Raw genomic sequence first — 15,288 nt, forward strand, 5'->3', positions numbered from 1 at the left:
CTTCCGATCCCCGACGGGACACACCGCCTTGATACGGTCCTCGCTTCCCGCCCGCGCCGCTCTGGTCACCGTGCTCGCCGGACTCCTGGCCGGCACCGGATGCATGCCGCACGACGAGAAGGGCCCGGGGCCGGGGGTGGAACGCCCGGCGCCGCTCGGGCAGGGAGGCCCGGCGCTGAAAGCCGTCGAGCGGTTGCCCGTCAAGGGACGTGCGCCGAAGACCGGTTACGCGCGTGAACGGTTCGGCTCGCCGTGGGCCGACACCGACAGCAACCGGTGCCCGACCCGCGACGACATCCTCGGTCGGGACCTGAGCGAGGTGACCCACGCCGACGCGGCCTGCGAGGTGGCCTCCGGTGTGCTGGCCCCGGACCCGTACACCGGCAAGCGGGTGGAGTTCGAGCGGGGCGGGCCCAGCGAAGTCGACATCGACCATCTCGTCTCGCTGGCCGACGCCTGGCAGAAGGGCGCGGGGCGGTGGAAGCCGGGCAAGCGCATCGCGTTCGCCAACGACCCGCTCAACCTCCTCGCCGTCGACGCGAGCACCAACCGCAGCAAGGGCGACGGTGACACGGCGACCTGGCTTCCGCCGAACAAGGCGTTCCGCTGCACCTATGTCGCCGGGCAGGTCGCCGTGAAGAAGAAGTACGGGCTGTGGGTGACGAAGGCGGAGCGGGACGCGATGCGGCGCGTGCTGGCGGGCTGCCGGCACCAGCGCCTGCCGACCGGCGGCACCCCTACGGAGGCACCTGCCCGCTTTACCGCGAGATGACCGCGTATCCGAAGTCGGGTACGAATCGTTGTCCGAATCAGTGGCCCGGGCCACGCGGACTCCCTACGATCGATCAGCACGCCGAAGCTCGTCGATCACCGCCAGGCCACCGCCACAGCCGTCGCACGCCCGCACGTTCCCCGCCGGGAGGCTCACTTGATCCGCCTGATCCGCCGCAGGACCGCGCTCTCCGTCTCCGCTGTCGCCCTGCTCTCCGCGTCGCCACTGCTCGCCGCCTGCGGCAGTGCCCCGCACCCGGGCTCGGCGGCCGTGGTCGACGGGGAGCGGATCACCCTCTCCCAGCTCCAGGCGCAGGTGGAGGACGTACGGGTGGCGCAGCGCGGCTCCGCCCAACCCGCCCAGCTCATCCAGAACAGCGGTCAGCTCACCCGCGCCACCCTCGGAAGCATGATCTTCAACCGGGTGCTGAATCGGGCCGCCGAGGACGCGGGAGTGACCGTCAGCCGCGGTGACGTGCAGAAGGCGCGGGCCGAGATGGTGAAGCAGGCGGGCAGCGAGGACCGGCTGAACGCCCAGTGGCTGCAGCAGTACGCCATCGCGCCCGGCCAGGTCGACGAGGCGATCCACAACCAGGTGGCCATGGACAAGCTCGCGCAGGCGCTCGGCGCCGACCGCAACAGCCCGCAGGGCGTGCAGAAGCTCGTGACCGCGTTGGGCGCGGCCTCCAGGGAGCTGGGGGTCGAGGTGAATCCGCGCTTCGGCGCCTGGGACAGCAAGAAGGTGCAGCTCGGTGATGCGAAGACACCCTGGCTGCGGGCGGCGCCGAAGGAGAAGAGCCAGGCCTGAGGCCGGGGCGGCGCGGAGCCCTGGACCCTGGACCCCGGACCCCGGACCCCGGCCGCCGGCCCGGTGCCCGTGTCCTTCCGTCCGCCGGCCGGGCTCCGGGCTCAGGCCCCCGGGGCCGGGCCGCGTCCGGTCAGGACACGCCCCGGCCCGCAGGCAGGGCGATCAGCAGGTGATCAGGATGTGACGTCGAGCACGAGCTTGCCCCGCGTTCGGCCCTCCTCGCCGCGCCGGTGGGCCTCGGCGGCCTGATCCAGCGGAAGCACGTCCTCGACCTCCACGCTCACCGCGCCCGCGTCGATCAGCTCACCGATCCGCGCCAGCGCCGGGCCGTCGGGCTCCACGAGGTAGGCGCTCGCCCGTACGCCCCGCGCCCCCGCCGCCTCCTCCAACTCGGGCGCGACGCCCGAGGGGACGGCCACGAGAATGCCGCCGGGCCGGAGCGTCCCCAGCGAACGGGTGCTCGTACGGTCCTGGCCGTCGCCGATCAGGTCGAGAACGACATCGACGTCGCCCACCTCGTCCTCGAAGCGGACTGCGGTGTAGTCGATCAGTTCGTCGGCGCCCAGCGTGCGCAGCCAGTCGTGCTTGGCCTCGCGCGCCGTCCCGATGACATGAGCGCCCAGGTGCTTGGCGAACTGGACGGCGAAGTGGCCGACGCCGCCCGCCGCCGCGTGGATCAGCACGCGCTGCCCCTTCTCCAGCCCGGCCGTGTCCGTGAGCGCCTGCCAGGCCGTGAGCGCCGCCAGCGGAACGGCGGCGGCCTCGGGGTGGCCGAGCGAGGCGGGCTTGCGGGCGAACTGCCGTGAGGGCGCGGTCACATACTCCGCGTACGCCCCGGCCTGGCGCGGGAACCACGGCATCCCGTAGACCTCGTCGCCCTCCTTCAGGGTGTGCACGCCGAAGCCCACGCGCTCGACGACACCGGAGACGTCCCAGCCCAGGATGTACGGGGGCTCGCCCAGCACCCCGGCCATCCCTCCGCCCTGCCGGGTCTTCCAGTCGACCGGGTTGACCCCGGCGGCGTGGACGCGCACCAGCACTTCGGTCGGCAGCGGCTCCGGCCGCGGCACCTCGGCCACACGCAGGACCTCCGGCCCGCCGAGGGTGTCCTGGACGACCGCGCGCATGGCCGGGGACGTCTGGGCGTTGCTCATCACGCATCTCCTGATCAAGGGGGTGTGGACGGCCGTGGACGGAATGTCCGGCCGGTAGGCGAGGAACGTATCCTCATGGGCGTAGTTACCCGCAAGGGTGTCTACTATCTTTTGGAAAGCACTTCGAAGGATTCAGGACAAGACCTGCGGAACGAAAGGCGCGGAGCCGCCATGACCACCGACTGCACCACGGGCCGGCACGAGGTCCACGACGTCTACGCCGACCAGTGCCCCTGCCGGTTCGTGCTCGAGCTGCTCGCCAACAAGTGGGCGGCGCTGGCCATCGGCGCGATGGAGGACGGACCGCAGCGGTTCGGGGCGCTCCAGCGGCGGCTGCAGGGCATCAGCCCCAAGGTGCTCACGCGCACCCTGCGCCGCCTGGAGGACCACGGCTTCGTCGACCGCACGATCTACCCCGCCGTACCCCTGCACGTCGAGTACGGGCTGACGGACCTCGGCCGCAGCGTCGCCGTACCGCTCGGCCATGTGCGGAGCTGGGTCGAGGACCACATCGACGACATCAGGTCGCTCCAGGGGGCCTGACGGGTGGGTTACGTTCGACCCGTGAACGTAAGCCCACCCGTGAACGGCGACGGCGGACCCGCGGAGTCCGCCGGCCGCATCGTCCTCCTCACTACCAGCCACCGGGTCGCCCCGGGCCTGCTCTCCTGGCCCGCATGGCAGATGCTGCGCGGCGCCGACCGCATCGTGTGCGCCGACCCGGACCACCCCCAGCTCCCCTATCTGCACGAGGCCGGGCTGACCATCGAGCACGCGGCGCCGTCCGCACGCGACCTGGTCGACGACTGCGTCGGCGGCCGCACCGTCGTCGTCATCCCCTCCGGCGAGAGCGATCCGCAACTCACCGACGGGCTGGCCGGGTTGGCCGGTTCGGGCCGGGAGCGGATGCCGGACCTGGAGCTGCTGCCCGCGTCGTACGATCTGCCCGGCGCCCGCCTGCTGGACCTCGTCCAGGTCATGGACACCATCCGCGTCGCCTGCCCGTGGAGCAGCACCCAGACCCACGAGGGCCTGGCCAAGTACGGGATCGAGGAGGCGTACGAGCTCGTCGAGGCCATCGAGGCCGGCGACCGGCACGAGCTGCGCGAGGAGCTGGGGGACGTGCTGCTGCAGGTGGTCTTCCACGCCCGTATCGCCGAGGAGGACCCGGACGAGCCGTTCTCGATCGACGACGTGGCGGCCACCATCGTCGAGAAGCTCATCCACCGGCACCCTCATGTCTTCGGCACCGAGACGGCGCAGACCTCGGAGGACGTGAAGGCGCACTGGCTGCGCACCAAGGCCACCGAGAAACAGCGCGAGTCCGTCACCGACGGCATCCCGCTGGGCCAGCCCGCGCTGGCGCTCGCCGCCAAGCTCGCCGCCCGCGTGCGGACGGCGGGCCTGGAGGTCGGCCTGCCCGCGTCGCCTGGCGGGGGAGACGTTGGCGAGCAACTGCTCGCCCTCGCGGTACGGTCCGAGGCCGAGGGCACGGACCCCGAGTCCGCGCTGCGCGCCGCTGCCCGGGCCTACCGCGACGCCATCCGTACAGCCGAAGGAACCGACTGACTTCCCTCGACCCGGGTACCCGGGATCCATGTTCGAGCTGACCATGGAATTCGCCGCGCGGCGCGACTACCTCGTCGGGATCGGGCCCCTGGTCGTCGGGGTCGTCGTGGTGATCCTGCTGGTCGGAGCGGTGATGCTCGGCCTGCGGGTGCGTTCCCGCGAGCCGGCTCCGCCCAAGGATCCGCAGCCGCGGGGCGGCGCGTGGGGCACGCACGAGGAGCACGAGTCGGGGGCCCCGCCCACCAACCACGGGCCGGGCCACCAGGACCTCGCGCGCCCGCGCACGGACTTCCACGAGCGCCGCAGGCCTCACGACGTCCCGCACAACGGGGTGCGCCACATGCCGTACGAGTTCGACAACACCCCCTCCGAGTCGGCCGCGGACGAAGGCGAGCCCGAAGGGCGCAGGTGGGACCGCGGAGGCAGTGGCCATGGCACGGGCTGACGCCGCCCCGGGCCCCGCCGGACGCGGTAGCCGGGCACTACTCGGGAACCGCGGGCGAGCGGGACGTCACAGTGCCCGGACGTTGACGGGGCGTCACCGGCCTCGGAAGACTGCCCGGCATGGTGATCACCGGACAGCGCAGCGGATACGGCAGGAAGCGCATGCTCGAAGCGGCAGGAGGAGCCGTGTCACGGCTGGCACGGCCGGATGGGCACGGGCGTGGCGCACTCGCCGCGTTCGGGGCGCTGGCAGTCGCCGACGTGGCCGCCGTGGCCCGCAATCCGCGCGGACTGCGCAGGGCCGCGAAGCCTCTGCTGATGCCCGCGCTCGCGGGGCACGTACTGCGCCGCCGCAACGACGCGTCCGAACCCGTTCCCAAGGCGCTGGTCGCCGGGCTCGCCTTTGCGGCGGCGGGCGACACCGCGCTCCTTTTCGACAAGCACGAATCCGCCTTCTTTCTCGGCATGGCGGCTTTCCTCGGCACACAGGTCAGCTACACCGCCGGCTACTCCCGGCTCGGTGCGCTCCGGGGCGTCGTCAGGAAGCCGCTGCCGGCACTCGGCTGCCTGGCCGGCTGGGCTGCGATCAACGCGGTGCTGGCCCCCTCATTGGACGCGCGGCTCCGTCTGCCCGTCGCCGGGTACAGCCTCGCGCTGACCGTCATGGGCGCCGCCGCGCTCGGGGTGGGAGGCAAGGTCGCCGCGGGGGCCGGTTGCTTCCTCGCGTCGGACCTGCTGATCGGCCTTCAGGCCGCGGGTTACGAGCTGCCCTCACGGCAGGCCCACGAGGTCCTCGTCATGGCGGGCTACCTCCTCGGCCAGTACCTGATCACGTCGGGGTGGCTGGAGCACACGGATTCGCGGCGCGCCGTCACGGCGTAGCCCGGCCGTACCGCCGCGCTCCGGGCCGGGCCTCCCGGCGGAGGGCGGCTCGTAAATCCGGACCGCAAACAGGCCGGTGGCCTCCCGCGTCGTCGCGGGAGGCCACCGGTTTCCGGTGCAGGAGGTGGTGGGCGGGGAGGGAGGGCCGAGCCGTGGCTCACCACCTGCGCGGAGTCTCTGGTCAGTGGTGCTTCTTCTTGTCCCACTTCTTGTGGTGCTTCTTCTCGTGCTTCTTGCCGTGCTTCTTGCCGTGCTTGTGGTGCTTCGTCTTGGCCTCGTGCACCTCTGCGTTGATGCAGGTGTGGCCCCAGGTGGCGTTGAGTTCGCCGTCGCCATCGATGGTGTTCCCGCAAAAGTTGATCGGGGCGTGGATCGGGATCTGGAGCACGTTGCCGGAGATGTAGCCCGAGGAGCCGGCGGCCAGACCCTTGGCCTCGCTGTCGGCAGCGGCGGTGCCGGCGCCACCGGCCACCACGGCGCCCGCGGCGGCCGTGACCGCAATCGTCCTGATCATCCGTGACATCTGCTGCCTCTCCTCTGCAGAAGGAACCATCCACCTCCGTAGCGGAGTTGGCATCCGCGACAACGCGGGGGCTGCGGCGGGTCACGCGCCGTTACGCCGAATGGGGCCATCGGGCCCGCGGGCCGACCGCCTCGCGACGGGGGCCATCGGGACCACGGACCGACCGCCTCGCGAGGGGGCCATCGGGCTCTCGGACCGACCGCCCGGCGCCGGGGACCATCGGGCCCGCCGACCGCCCGCCCGGGCGCCGGGATACGGCCCGCGGGCGCCGGGATACGGTCGTGACGTGCACGAGGAGAACCGCGCCCCGACCTCGCCCGACCTCTTCACCTGGGAGTTCGCTGCCGACCCCTACCCCGCGTACGCCTGGCTGCGCGAGCACTCCCCGGTGCACTGGACCCGGCTGCCCAGCGGGGTGAGCGCATGGCTCGTCACCCGGTACGCGGACGCCAAGCAGGCCCTGGCCGACCCCCGGCTGTCGAAGAACCCCGCCCGCCATCAGGAGCGTTCGTCCACCGAGGCGCCGGCGGGCACAGCGGGCAGGTCGGCGCACGCCAAGGGCAAGGTCGGCATTCCCGGCGAGCGCAGCGCAGAGCTGATGACCCATCTGCTCAACATCGACCCGCCCGACCACACCCGTCTGCGGCGGCTCGTCTCCAAGGCGTTCACACCGCGCCGCGTCGCCGAATTCGGCCCACGGGTCCAGGAGTTGACCGACCGGCTCATCGATGTCTTCGCGAAACGGGGTGAAGCCGACCTCATTCATGAATTCGCTTTTCCGCTTCCCATCTACGCGATCTGCGACATGCTGGGCGTCCCGGCGGAGGATCAGGACGACTTCCGCGACTGGGCGGGGATGATGATCCGGCACGGGGGAGGTCCGCGCGGCGGGGTGGCCCGTTCGGTGAAGAAAATGCGCTGGTACCTCGCCGAGTTGATCCACCGCAAGCGCGCCGACCTCGGCGACGACCTCATCTCGGGCCTGATCCGAGCAAGCGACCACGGCGAGCACCTCACCGAGGGAGAGGCCGCGGCGATGGCGTTCATCCTGCTCTTCGCCGGTTTCGAGACGACGGTCAATCTCATCGGAAACGGCACGTACGCACTGCTGCGCAACTCCGGTCAGCGGGAACTGCTCAATCGGGCCCTCGTAGGGGGCGACGAGGCACTGCTCGCGAGCGCCGTCGAGGAACTGCTGCGCTACGACGGTCCGGTGGAGATCGCCACCTGGCGGTTCGCGACCGAGCCTGTCGTCATCGGCGGGCAGCGCGTCGCCACCGGAGACCCCGTCCTCGTCGTCCTCGCCGCCGCCGACCGGGATCCCGCCCGCTTCACCGACCCGGACACGCTCGACCTCGCCCGCCGCGACAACCAGCACCTCGGCTACGGACACGGAATTCACTACTGTTTGGGTGCTCCGCTCGCCCGGCTGGAGGCGCAGACCGCACTCGCCACGCTTTTCCGGCGTCTTCCCGACGTGCGACTCGCGGCGGAACCTACCGATTTGCGATGGCGCGGAGGGCTCATCATGCGTGGATTGCGCACGCTTCCGGTGGAGTTCATCCCCTCCCAAAACTGAGTCGGTTTCAACTATGTGATCTTCGCGTGATCTCCACTACATCGACTTGTGACGGCGGTTCGGCCTCGCTACTTTCATGCCGCACTCCGCTTCACCGTCGCTCGAAAGGCTCCGCATGCGTTCCGCGACCGGCCGGCACCGCCGTCCTCGTCAAGCCCCGGCCATCTTCGTCACGGCTGGCGTGACGGGTTCGGCGATCGCCCTGCCGCTGCTGGCGGCGGGCGGTGCGCAGGCCGCGGACACCGAGACCTGGGACCGGGTCGCTCAGTGCGAGAGCGGCGGTCTGTGGAGCGCCGACACGGGCAATGGCTACTTCGGCGGGCTGCAGGTCACCCAGGACACCTGGGAGGAGTTCGGCGGCCGCGACTACGCGCCACGGGCCGACCTCGCCAGCCGTTCCCAGCAGATAGCCGTCGCCGAGAAGATCCTCGCCGCCAAGGGGCCCCAGGCGTGGCCGCAGTGCGCGCTCGACGCCGGCCTCACCGACGACGGCGAGGCCCCTGACATCGACCCCGGCATCGATCTGTCGCGGCCGATCGGGACCCTGCTGCCCGGCGAGTCCCCCGTGGCCGGCCCGGATTCCGCCGAGCCCGGGACCTCGGGGTCCGATCCGCGCGACCAGGACACGGAGGACCGTACGGGGTACGGCGCGCCGTCCGGGGGTTACGAGCAGGAGCCCGGCGGCTCCGAATCGGCCGCTCCCTCCGGCGGTTCCGTCACCGGCAAGCACCGCGGCGCTCCCGCGGACGAGGAAGCCGGGAGTGGCACGGACCGCGGAACGGGCGAGGGTGAGGGGCGCGAGAGCGGCCGTCACGCCTCCCGCGGCGACTCCGCCCGCGCGGGACAGAGGGGCGACTACACCGTCCGACCGGGTGACAGTCTGTCGGAAATCGCCGAAAAGCACTCGCTCGCGGGTGGTTGGCCCGCGTTGTACGAGGCCAACGAGTCCGTGGTCGGCAGCGACCCGGACCTTATTCTCCCTGGTCAGAAGCTTGATCTCAGGGGATCGAAGGGCTAGTTCGCGCACCTGTGCCCCAGTGTGCGGCGACTGAGAGAAGCATCTCATCGGCCCAACGCGCCTATTGCGCCCGCCTGATGCGCCCGCACCTGTCCCGACCTGCACGGATAAGGGCAACAGAGGGAAAATCAGGGCCTCCTGGTGCTGGATGTCGGTTTTTGAACCGGTGGGACTTGTGTGCTTACCGTCGAACCGCTCGCCACACGGCGGGCGCCGCCGACCATCACGCCGAATCCTGCCGGTGGCCGGAGGACAGTCGACGCGCGAGCGCCGGAGGCAGGAGCGGGGGACCCAAGGTAAGTGCCGGACGGACCGCGACAGAGGACCGGACGGCTAGGGGTGAAGACCCGGTGCGCGAGCACCGGGCCGGGCCGCTCACAGCCCGAACCCGACAGCTCACCTCGCAGGCGTCGGTGAGGAGATGTTCATGCTGCTTTCCGGCAACAAGGGCACCCGGGGCGCGCACCGCCGCCCATCCACCATGGCCCGTATCGCAGCCCTCGCCGGTGTCGCCGGCACCGCGGTCGCCGTACCGCTCTTCGGCGCCGACTCGGCGAACGCGGCCTCCGTCGGAACCTGGGAGAAGGTCGCCCAGTGCGAGTCCGGCGGCAACTGGCACATCAACACCGGCAACGGCTACTACGGCGGGCTGCAGTTCTCGGCGTCGAGCTGGTCCGCCGCGGGTGGTCACCGGTACGCACGCCGCGCCGACCTGGCCACCAAGGACCAGCAGATCGCCACCGCCGAGAGGTTGCTCGACCTGCAGGGGCCCGGTGCCTGGTCCTGCGCAGGCGCCGGCGGCCTGACCACAGGCGGCGCGGATGCCGGCGTGGACACCGCCCGCTCCTCCGCAGGGGGTGCCGAGGCGCGCGCCGACCGCAGCGATCGCGGAGGCCCGGCCGGTACGCCCGTCAAGAAGGGCGACGGCGCGTACGAGGTCAAGCCCGGTGACACCCTCGGCTCGATCGCCGAGGCAGAAGGCGTCGAGGGCGGCTGGAAGAAGCTCTACGAGCTGAACAAGGACACCGTCGAGCGGGCCGATCTGATCCTTCCCGGCCAGCGTCTCCACCTGAGCTGACCCGGTGACCGGCCCGGCCCGCCCAGGGTCGGCCGGGCCGGCCGGGACCGCAGGCGGATCCACGGCCCCCAAAGATCCCCTTTACGGGCCTTTGGGGGCCTTTTCGTCTCGGGGGGCGGGCAGAGAACGGCCGAGGATCCGAGGGCGGTTAGGCTCATGCCGCAGAGACGGACTCACCGAGTCCTCGAGCGACGGGCTCACCGAGTCCCGCGTCCCAGCGTCAGATCCCAGAAGGAGATGCTCGTGCCGTCCATCGACGTCGTCGTAGCCCGCGAGATCCTCGACTCGCGAGGCAACCCCACGGTCGAGGTCGAGGTCGGCCTCGACGACGGCAGCACCGGTCGTGCCGCCGTTCCCTCCGGTGCCTCCACCGGAGCGTTCGAGGCCCTCGAGCTCCGCGACGGTGACAAGAGCCGCTACGGCGGCAAGGGCGTGGAGAAGGCCGTGCTCGCCGTCATCGAGCAGATCGGCCCGGAGCTGGTCGGCTACGACGCCACCGAGCAGCGGCTGATCGACCAGGCGATGTTCGACCTGGATGCCACCCCGGACAAGTCCTCCCTCGGCGCCAACGCGATCCTCGGTGTCTCCCTGGCCGTTGCGCACGCCGCCTCCGAGGCCTCCGACCTGCCGCTCTTCCGCTACCTCGGCGGGCCGAACGCGCACCTGCTGCCGGTCCCGATGATGAACATCCTCAACGGCGGCTCGCACGCCGACTCCAACGTGGACATCCAGGAGTTCATGATCGCGCCCATCGGCGCCGAGTCCTTCTCCGAGGCGCTGCGCTGGGGCGCCGAGATCTACCACACCCTGAAGTCCGTGCTGAAGGAGCGGGGCCTGTCCACGGGCCTCGGCGATGAGGGCGGCTTCGCCCCGAACCTGGACTCCAACCGCGAGGCACTGGACCTGATCGTCGAGGCGATCAAGAAGGCCGGGTACCAGCCCGGTCAGGACATCGCCCTCGCTCTGGACGTCGCCGCCACCGAGTTCTACAAGGACGGCGTGTACGAGTTCGAGGGCAAGACCCGTACCGCCGCCGAGATGACCTCCTACTACTCCGAACTGGTCGACGCGTACCCGCTGGTCTCCATCGAGGACCCGCTGAACGAGGAGGACTGGGACGGCTGGAAGACCATCACCGAGCAGCTCGGTGACAAGGTCCAGCTCGTCGGCGACGACCTGTTCGTCACCAACCCCGAGCGCCTCGCCCGCGGTATCGAGAACAACACCGCCAACGCGCTGCTGGTCAAGGTCAACCAGATCGGTTCGCTGACCGAGACCCTCGACGCCGTCGAGCTCGCCCAGCGCAACGGCTTCAAGTGCATGATGTCCCACCGCTCCGGCGAGACCGAGGACGTCACCATCGCCGACCTGGCCGTCGCCACCAACTGCGGCCAGATCAAGACCGGCGCCCCGGCCCGCTCCGAGCGCGTCGCCAAGTACAACCAGCTCCTGCGCATCGAGGAGATCCTCGACGACGCCGCGGTCTACGCCGGCCGCAGCGCCTTCCCGCGCTTCAAGGGCTGACCGCGCACGAGCACCGGTCCCGAGGGCGGTACGAAGCCCGCGGGCCGGTTGCTCCGGCCTTCGTCCGTCCCCGGCTGCGGTCCCGTACCGTGGCCGGGGACGTCCGTATCCGACAGCAGGGAGGCGACGTGGGCGCGGACCGGGAGCGGTTCTCCACCGCGACCAGACTCAAGGCGCTCGGCGAACAGGCCGCCGCCCGGGTCTACCGGGCCCAGGCCCGCAGAGCCCCCCGGCGCAGCCGGCTGACCGGCCGGGCCGCGCTCCTCGCGCTGGTCGTCTGCTCGCTCGTCGTCGCCCTGGCCTACCCGATGCGGCAGTGGGTCTCCCAGCGTTCGGAGATCGCCGAGCAGCAGCGCGAGGCCGAGCAGGCGCGCAGGGCCGTGGAGAAGCTGCGCGACGAGAAGGCGCGCTGGCAGGACCCGGCGTACGTCGAGCGGCAGGCCCGCGAGCATCTGCACTTCCTCAAGCCCGGCGAGACCGGCTACACCGTGGTCGGCGGCGGCTCGTACGACAGCAGCAGGCCGCGGGGCCAGGGCATGGCCGACCGCGCCTGGTACAGCAACCTCTGGGAGGGCGTCGACCGGGTCGACTCCCGCGACTGACGGCGGTCGACCGGGTCGACTCCCGCTACTGACCGCGGTTCCCTCACCGTCCCGGGCACGTCCCGGTACCCGACTTCCCTATCCGACCGAAGAGATCTGCGCAGGCATGGACACGCCCCCTCCCCAGACCGACCCCACCCCGCCGACCGACGCCGACATCAAGGCGATCGGCGAGCAACTGGGCCGTGTGCCGCGCGGTCTGCGCGCCGTCGCGCACCGCTGCCCGTGCGGGCTGCCCGACGTGGTGGAGACCGCGCCGCGCCTGGAGGACGGCACGCCCTTCCCGACGCTCTACTACCTGACCTGCCCGCGCGCGGCCTCCGCCATCGGCACGCTGGAGGCGGAGGGCGTGATGAAGGACATGAGCGCCCGCCTCGGGGAGGACCCGGAGCTGGCGGCCGCGTACCGTGCCGCGCACGAGGACTACATCCGGCGCCGCGACGCCGTCGAGGTGCTGGAGGGCTTCCCGAGCGCGGGCGGCATGCCGGACCGCGTGAAGTGCCTGCACGTCCTGGTCGCCCACTCCCTGGCAGCGGGTCCGGGCGTCAATCCGCTGGGGGACGAGGCCCTCGCGTTGCTGCCGGAGTGGTGGCGCAAGGGACCGTGCGTGTCCTGCCCGCCGGGCGGCCAGGAGCAGGACGCGGAAACCCGGGAGCAGCACGCGGACGCGCAGGAGCAGGATGCGGACGCGCAGGAGTACAAGGAGGACGGCGCATGACGCGGGTCGCCGCTGTCGACTGCGGTACGAACTCCATTCGCCTGCTGGTCGCCGACGCCGATCCGGCCACCGGTGAGTTGAAGGAGCTGGACCGGCGGATGACGATCGTGCGCCTCGGCCAGGGCGTGGACCGTACGGGCCGGCTCGCGCCGGAGGCCCTGGAGCGCACCTTCACCGCATGCCGCGAGTACGCGGAGGTGATCCGCGAACTCGGCGCCCGGCGCACGCGGTTCGTCGCCACCTCCGCCTCGCGCGATGCCGAGAACCGCGAGGAGTTCGTGCGCGGCGTGGTGGACATCCTGGGCGTGGAGCCCGAGGTGATCAGCGGTGACCAGGAAGCGGAGTTCTCCTTCACCGGCGCCACCAAGGAGCTGTCGGGCCCGGAAGAGGGCGCGAAGCGCTTCCAGAAGCCGTATCTCGTCGTCGACATCGGCGGCGGCTCGACGGAGTTCGTGGTCGGCGACGATCACGTACGGGCGGCACGCTCCGTCGACATCGGCTGCGTCCGCATGACGGAGCGTCACCTCGTACAGGACGGGCGGGTCACCGATCCTCCGGAGCCCGCCCAGGCCGACGCCATAAGGGCGGACATCGACGCGGCTCTGGACCTCGCCGAGGAGAGCGTGCCGCTGGCCGAGGCCCGTACGCTCGTGGGGCTCGCAGGGTCGGTCACCACGGTCGCGGGCATCGCTCTCGGCCTACCGGCGTACGACTCGGAGGCGATCCACCACGCGCGGGTCTCCGTGGACCGGGTCCGGGAGATCACCGCCGACCTCCTGTCGTCGACGCACGACGAGCGGGCCGCGATCCCCGTGATGCACCCGGGCAGGGTGGATGTGATCGCCTCGGGCGCCATGGTGCTGCTCGCGATCATGGAACGGACGGGAGCGCGGGAGGTCGTCGTCAGCGAGCACGACATCCTGGACGGCATCGCCTGGAGCCTCGCCTGAGACACGGCGGGCGCGCGGGCGGGGAGGTGCGGCGCCGCGGACGCGGCGGCTAGCCGACCGCTCCGCCACCCTCCTCGGCCGCCTCAGCGGTGCGGGCCTCCGCGGCGCGGGCCTCTGCGGTGTTGTTCTGGGCGGTGTTGTTCTCCGCGGTGTTGTTCTCCGCGGTGCAGAGCCGATTCGCCAGCACGTACGCGACGCGGACATCCCGGTAGGCCTCCCCTGTCTGCACGGGTTCGGGGAGGTTGCTGCGGCGCGCACGGGACATCGCGTCCCGGCCCGTGGCGCCGGTGAACCGGACGTCCGTTCGCGGTGGGGCCCGGAAGCGCAGCCGGTCCGCCGACACGAGGGTGCGCAACTCGATGTCGTGGAGATCGGTGGCGGGGTCGACGGACACCTCGTTTCAGGGCGGCCGGCCGCCGGATCTGCGCTCGCCTTCCCGTCGGCGGGCCGGGCGGCGGGTCCCGCCGCTGCCGCGCTCGGCACCGCCGCGTTCGCCTCTGCCGCGTTCGCCCCTGCTGCGCTCCGTGCCGCCGCGCGTGGTCTTCCTGGCCCCTTCGACGGCTTCCCCGGCAGCGCCTTCCGCGGACCTGCCCGCGCTTTCGCCGGCGTCCTCGACGGTCTTGCCCGTGTTTTCGCCGGCGTCCTCGACGGTCTTGCCCGCGGTTTCGCCGACGTCCTCGACCGTCTTGCCGGCGCTCTTTCCGACGTCCTGGGCGGTCTCCCCGACGTCCTCGACGGTCTTGCCGGCGCCCTTTCCGACGCTCTCGACCGCTTCTCCGGCGTGGTCGCCGACGTCCTCCAGGGCCTTTCCCGCCCCGCGCCCGAGCTCGCCTGCGGCGCGGCCCGCACCGCCTCCCAGTTGCTCCACCCCGGTACCGAGGCTGGACACGAGCTGCTCCAGGACCTCCGGATTGCGGTCGATCGTGGTCAGCACCCGGCCGATGATCGCCGCGACATTCTGGAGCCGCACCTTGAGCAGGGCCTGGGCCTCGACGCCCTTGATGTCCAGATGCAGGCCGCCCAGCGACACGTCCGCTCCGACGCCGAGCTTGAGCAGGTCGAGCACATCCGCCTGGAGCGACACCCGTGCCCGCAGGTCCTCGACGTCCAGCGAGATCTCGTCGACCTTGACCACCGGGACGTCGAGGAGGACGTCCGGGTCGGTGGACGGTCCGGAGACCTGCTCGCCGGTGTCCTCGCCATTCGCCTCGTCGTCGAACCCGCCCCTGGCGAACTCGTCCTCTTCTTCGGTGTTCTCGGCGTGTTCTTCGGTGTTCTCGGCGTCGTTTTCGTCCATGCCGATCGCCTCTGAACGCAATGGTGGGCTGATGTATCCCGACTGTCCGATGCTTTTCACGATAGGGCGAGACATCCGGTGATGCTCAGCGGTGGACCGCAGTCGCGACGGGCGCCGGTGTCCGGCCCGGTACAGAAGCGGTCCGGGCTGGAACCGGGCCCGTGGCGGCCGCCCGCGGACCCCCGCCGAAGAAAGTTCGTGAAACTCTTCACATGAAAAAGTGCTCCAGCGGACCCGGCCGGGCCACGTAAGGGCCGGATAAGCGGCGCAGCCGAGCGCCGCCGCGCTCAAGGATCATGTCTCTTCGGGGTTGCGGCACTGTGTCCCGGGGGTGTCCGGAGTCGTACGGCTGTGCACAAGACCAGTTCAGA

17 protein-coding genes and 1 riboswitch are annotated in these 15,288 nt (G+C 71.4%); of the genes, 13 read left to right on the forward strand and 4 right to left on the reverse strand.

Annotation, left to right across the window (positions count from 1 at the left end; all coding sequences use genetic code 11):
* Nucleotides 1-103 precede the first annotated feature (103 nt).
* Both AB0M26_RS01600 and AB0M26_RS01605 read left to right on the forward strand, forming a co-directional pair.
* A complete protein-coding gene (locus AB0M26_RS01600) occupies nt 104-772 on the forward strand; it encodes an HNH endonuclease family protein (protein ID WP_365253012.1) in 669 nt (222 codons plus the stop codon).
* A gap of 165 nt (nt 773-937) precedes the next feature.
* The gene (locus tag AB0M26_RS01605; protein WP_365253015.1) at nt 938-1,579 is read left to right on the forward strand and encodes a SurA N-terminal domain-containing protein; all 642 of its coding nucleotides are present in this window, start codon (nt 938-940) and stop codon (nt 1,577-1,579) included.
* Between the two features lie 173 nt (nt 1,580-1,752).
* Here AB0M26_RS01605 and AB0M26_RS01610 read toward each other — a convergent pair whose 3' ends face one another.
* Nucleotides 1,753-2,733: an NADP-dependent oxidoreductase gene (locus tag AB0M26_RS01610; RefSeq protein ID WP_365252711.1), complete on the reverse strand. Its 981-nt coding sequence runs from the start codon at nt 2,731-2,733 to the stop codon at nt 1,753-1,755.
* A gap of 171 nt (nt 2,734-2,904) precedes the next feature.
* Here AB0M26_RS01610 and AB0M26_RS01615 point away from each other — a divergent pair, with 171 nt between their 5' ends.
* The 4 genes from AB0M26_RS01615 (at nt 2,905) to AB0M26_RS01630 (ending at nt 5,628) form a co-directional block, all read left to right on the forward strand.
* On the forward strand, nt 2,905-3,276 hold the full coding sequence (locus AB0M26_RS01615) for a helix-turn-helix domain-containing protein (RefSeq protein ID WP_365252714.1): 372 nt from the start codon (nt 2,905-2,907) through the stop codon (nt 3,274-3,276).
* Nucleotides 3,277-3,297: 21 nt separating this feature from the next.
* Nucleotides 3,298-4,302, forward strand: coding sequence for a nucleoside triphosphate pyrophosphohydrolase (locus AB0M26_RS01620; RefSeq protein WP_365252717.1), 1,005 nt, complete (start codon nt 3,298-3,300; stop codon nt 4,300-4,302).
* 28 nt (nt 4,303-4,330) lie between these two features.
* Nucleotides 4,331-4,747 carry a DUF6479 family protein gene (locus AB0M26_RS01625; protein ID WP_365252720.1) on the forward strand — a complete coding sequence of 139 codons (417 nt, stop codon included), beginning with the start codon at nt 4,331-4,333 and terminating at the stop codon, nt 4,745-4,747.
* A gap of 119 nt (nt 4,748-4,866) precedes the next feature.
* The gene (locus AB0M26_RS01630; protein WP_365252722.1) at nt 4,867-5,628 is read left to right on the forward strand and encodes a lysoplasmalogenase; all 762 of its coding nucleotides are present in this window, start codon (nt 4,867-4,869) and stop codon (nt 5,626-5,628) included.
* Nucleotides 5,629-5,809: 181 nt separating this feature from the next.
* Here AB0M26_RS01630 and AB0M26_RS01635 read toward each other — a convergent pair whose 3' ends face one another.
* Nucleotides 5,810-6,151, reverse strand: a complete 342-nt coding sequence (locus AB0M26_RS01635) for a chaplin (RefSeq protein WP_365252725.1) — start codon at nt 6,149-6,151, stop codon at nt 5,810-5,812.
* Nucleotides 6,152-6,437: 286 nt separating this feature from the next.
* Here AB0M26_RS01635 and AB0M26_RS01640 point away from each other — a divergent pair, with 286 nt between their 5' ends.
* The 7 genes from AB0M26_RS01640 (at nt 6,438) to AB0M26_RS01670 (ending at nt 13,620) form a co-directional block, all read left to right on the forward strand.
* Complete coding sequence (locus AB0M26_RS01640; protein WP_365252727.1) at nt 6,438-7,730, forward strand: cytochrome P450; 1,293 nt, start codon at nt 6,438-6,440, stop codon at nt 7,728-7,730.
* Nucleotides 7,731-7,845: 115 nt separating this feature from the next.
* Nucleotides 7,846-8,748: a transglycosylase family protein gene (locus AB0M26_RS01645; protein WP_365252730.1), complete on the forward strand. Its 903-nt coding sequence runs from the start codon at nt 7,846-7,848 to the stop codon at nt 8,746-8,748.
* A gap of 216 nt (nt 8,749-8,964) precedes the next feature.
* Nucleotides 8,965-9,173: riboswitch (cyclic di-AMP (ydaO/yuaA leader) on the forward strand.
* Nucleotides 9,174-9,175: 2 nt separating this feature from the next.
* Entirely contained in the window at nt 9,176-9,826 is a 651-nt protein-coding gene (locus AB0M26_RS01650) for a transglycosylase family protein (protein ID WP_365252733.1), read from the forward strand.
* Between the two features lie 237 nt (nt 9,827-10,063).
* Nucleotides 10,064-11,350, forward strand: a complete 1,287-nt coding sequence (gene eno, locus AB0M26_RS01655) for a phosphopyruvate hydratase (protein ID WP_365252736.1) — start codon at nt 10,064-10,066, stop codon at nt 11,348-11,350.
* A gap of 128 nt (nt 11,351-11,478) precedes the next feature.
* Nucleotides 11,479-11,952 carry a septum formation initiator family protein gene (locus AB0M26_RS01660; protein WP_365252740.1) on the forward strand — a complete coding sequence of 158 codons (474 nt, stop codon included), beginning with the start codon at nt 11,479-11,481 and terminating at the stop codon, nt 11,950-11,952.
* A gap of 106 nt (nt 11,953-12,058) precedes the next feature.
* Complete coding sequence (locus tag AB0M26_RS01665; RefSeq protein ID WP_365252743.1) at nt 12,059-12,670, forward strand: DUF501 domain-containing protein; 612 nt, start codon at nt 12,059-12,061, stop codon at nt 12,668-12,670.
* Nucleotides 12,667-13,620, forward strand: a complete 954-nt coding sequence (locus tag AB0M26_RS01670; protein WP_365252746.1) for a Ppx/GppA phosphatase family protein — start codon at nt 12,667-12,669, stop codon at nt 13,618-13,620. The genes AB0M26_RS01665 and AB0M26_RS01670 overlap by 4 nt, the downstream gene beginning before the upstream one ends.
* Before the next feature lie 49 nt (nt 13,621-13,669).
* Here the strand turns inward: AB0M26_RS01670 and AB0M26_RS01675 are convergent, their stop codons facing one another.
* A complete protein-coding gene (locus tag AB0M26_RS01675; protein ID WP_365252749.1) occupies nt 13,670-14,014 on the reverse strand; it encodes a hypothetical protein in 345 nt (114 codons plus the stop codon).
* 6 nt (nt 14,015-14,020) lie between these two features.
* The gene (locus AB0M26_RS01680) at nt 14,021-14,917 is read right to left on the reverse strand and encodes a hypothetical protein (RefSeq protein WP_365252752.1); all 897 of its coding nucleotides are present in this window, start codon (nt 14,915-14,917) and stop codon (nt 14,021-14,023) included.
* Nucleotides 14,918-15,288: the final 371 nt, after the last annotated feature.

The organism is Streptomyces sp. NPDC051776 (genome assembly GCF_040681345.1).
GTDB lineage: Bacteria > Actinomycetota > Actinomycetes > Streptomycetales > Streptomycetaceae > Streptomyces.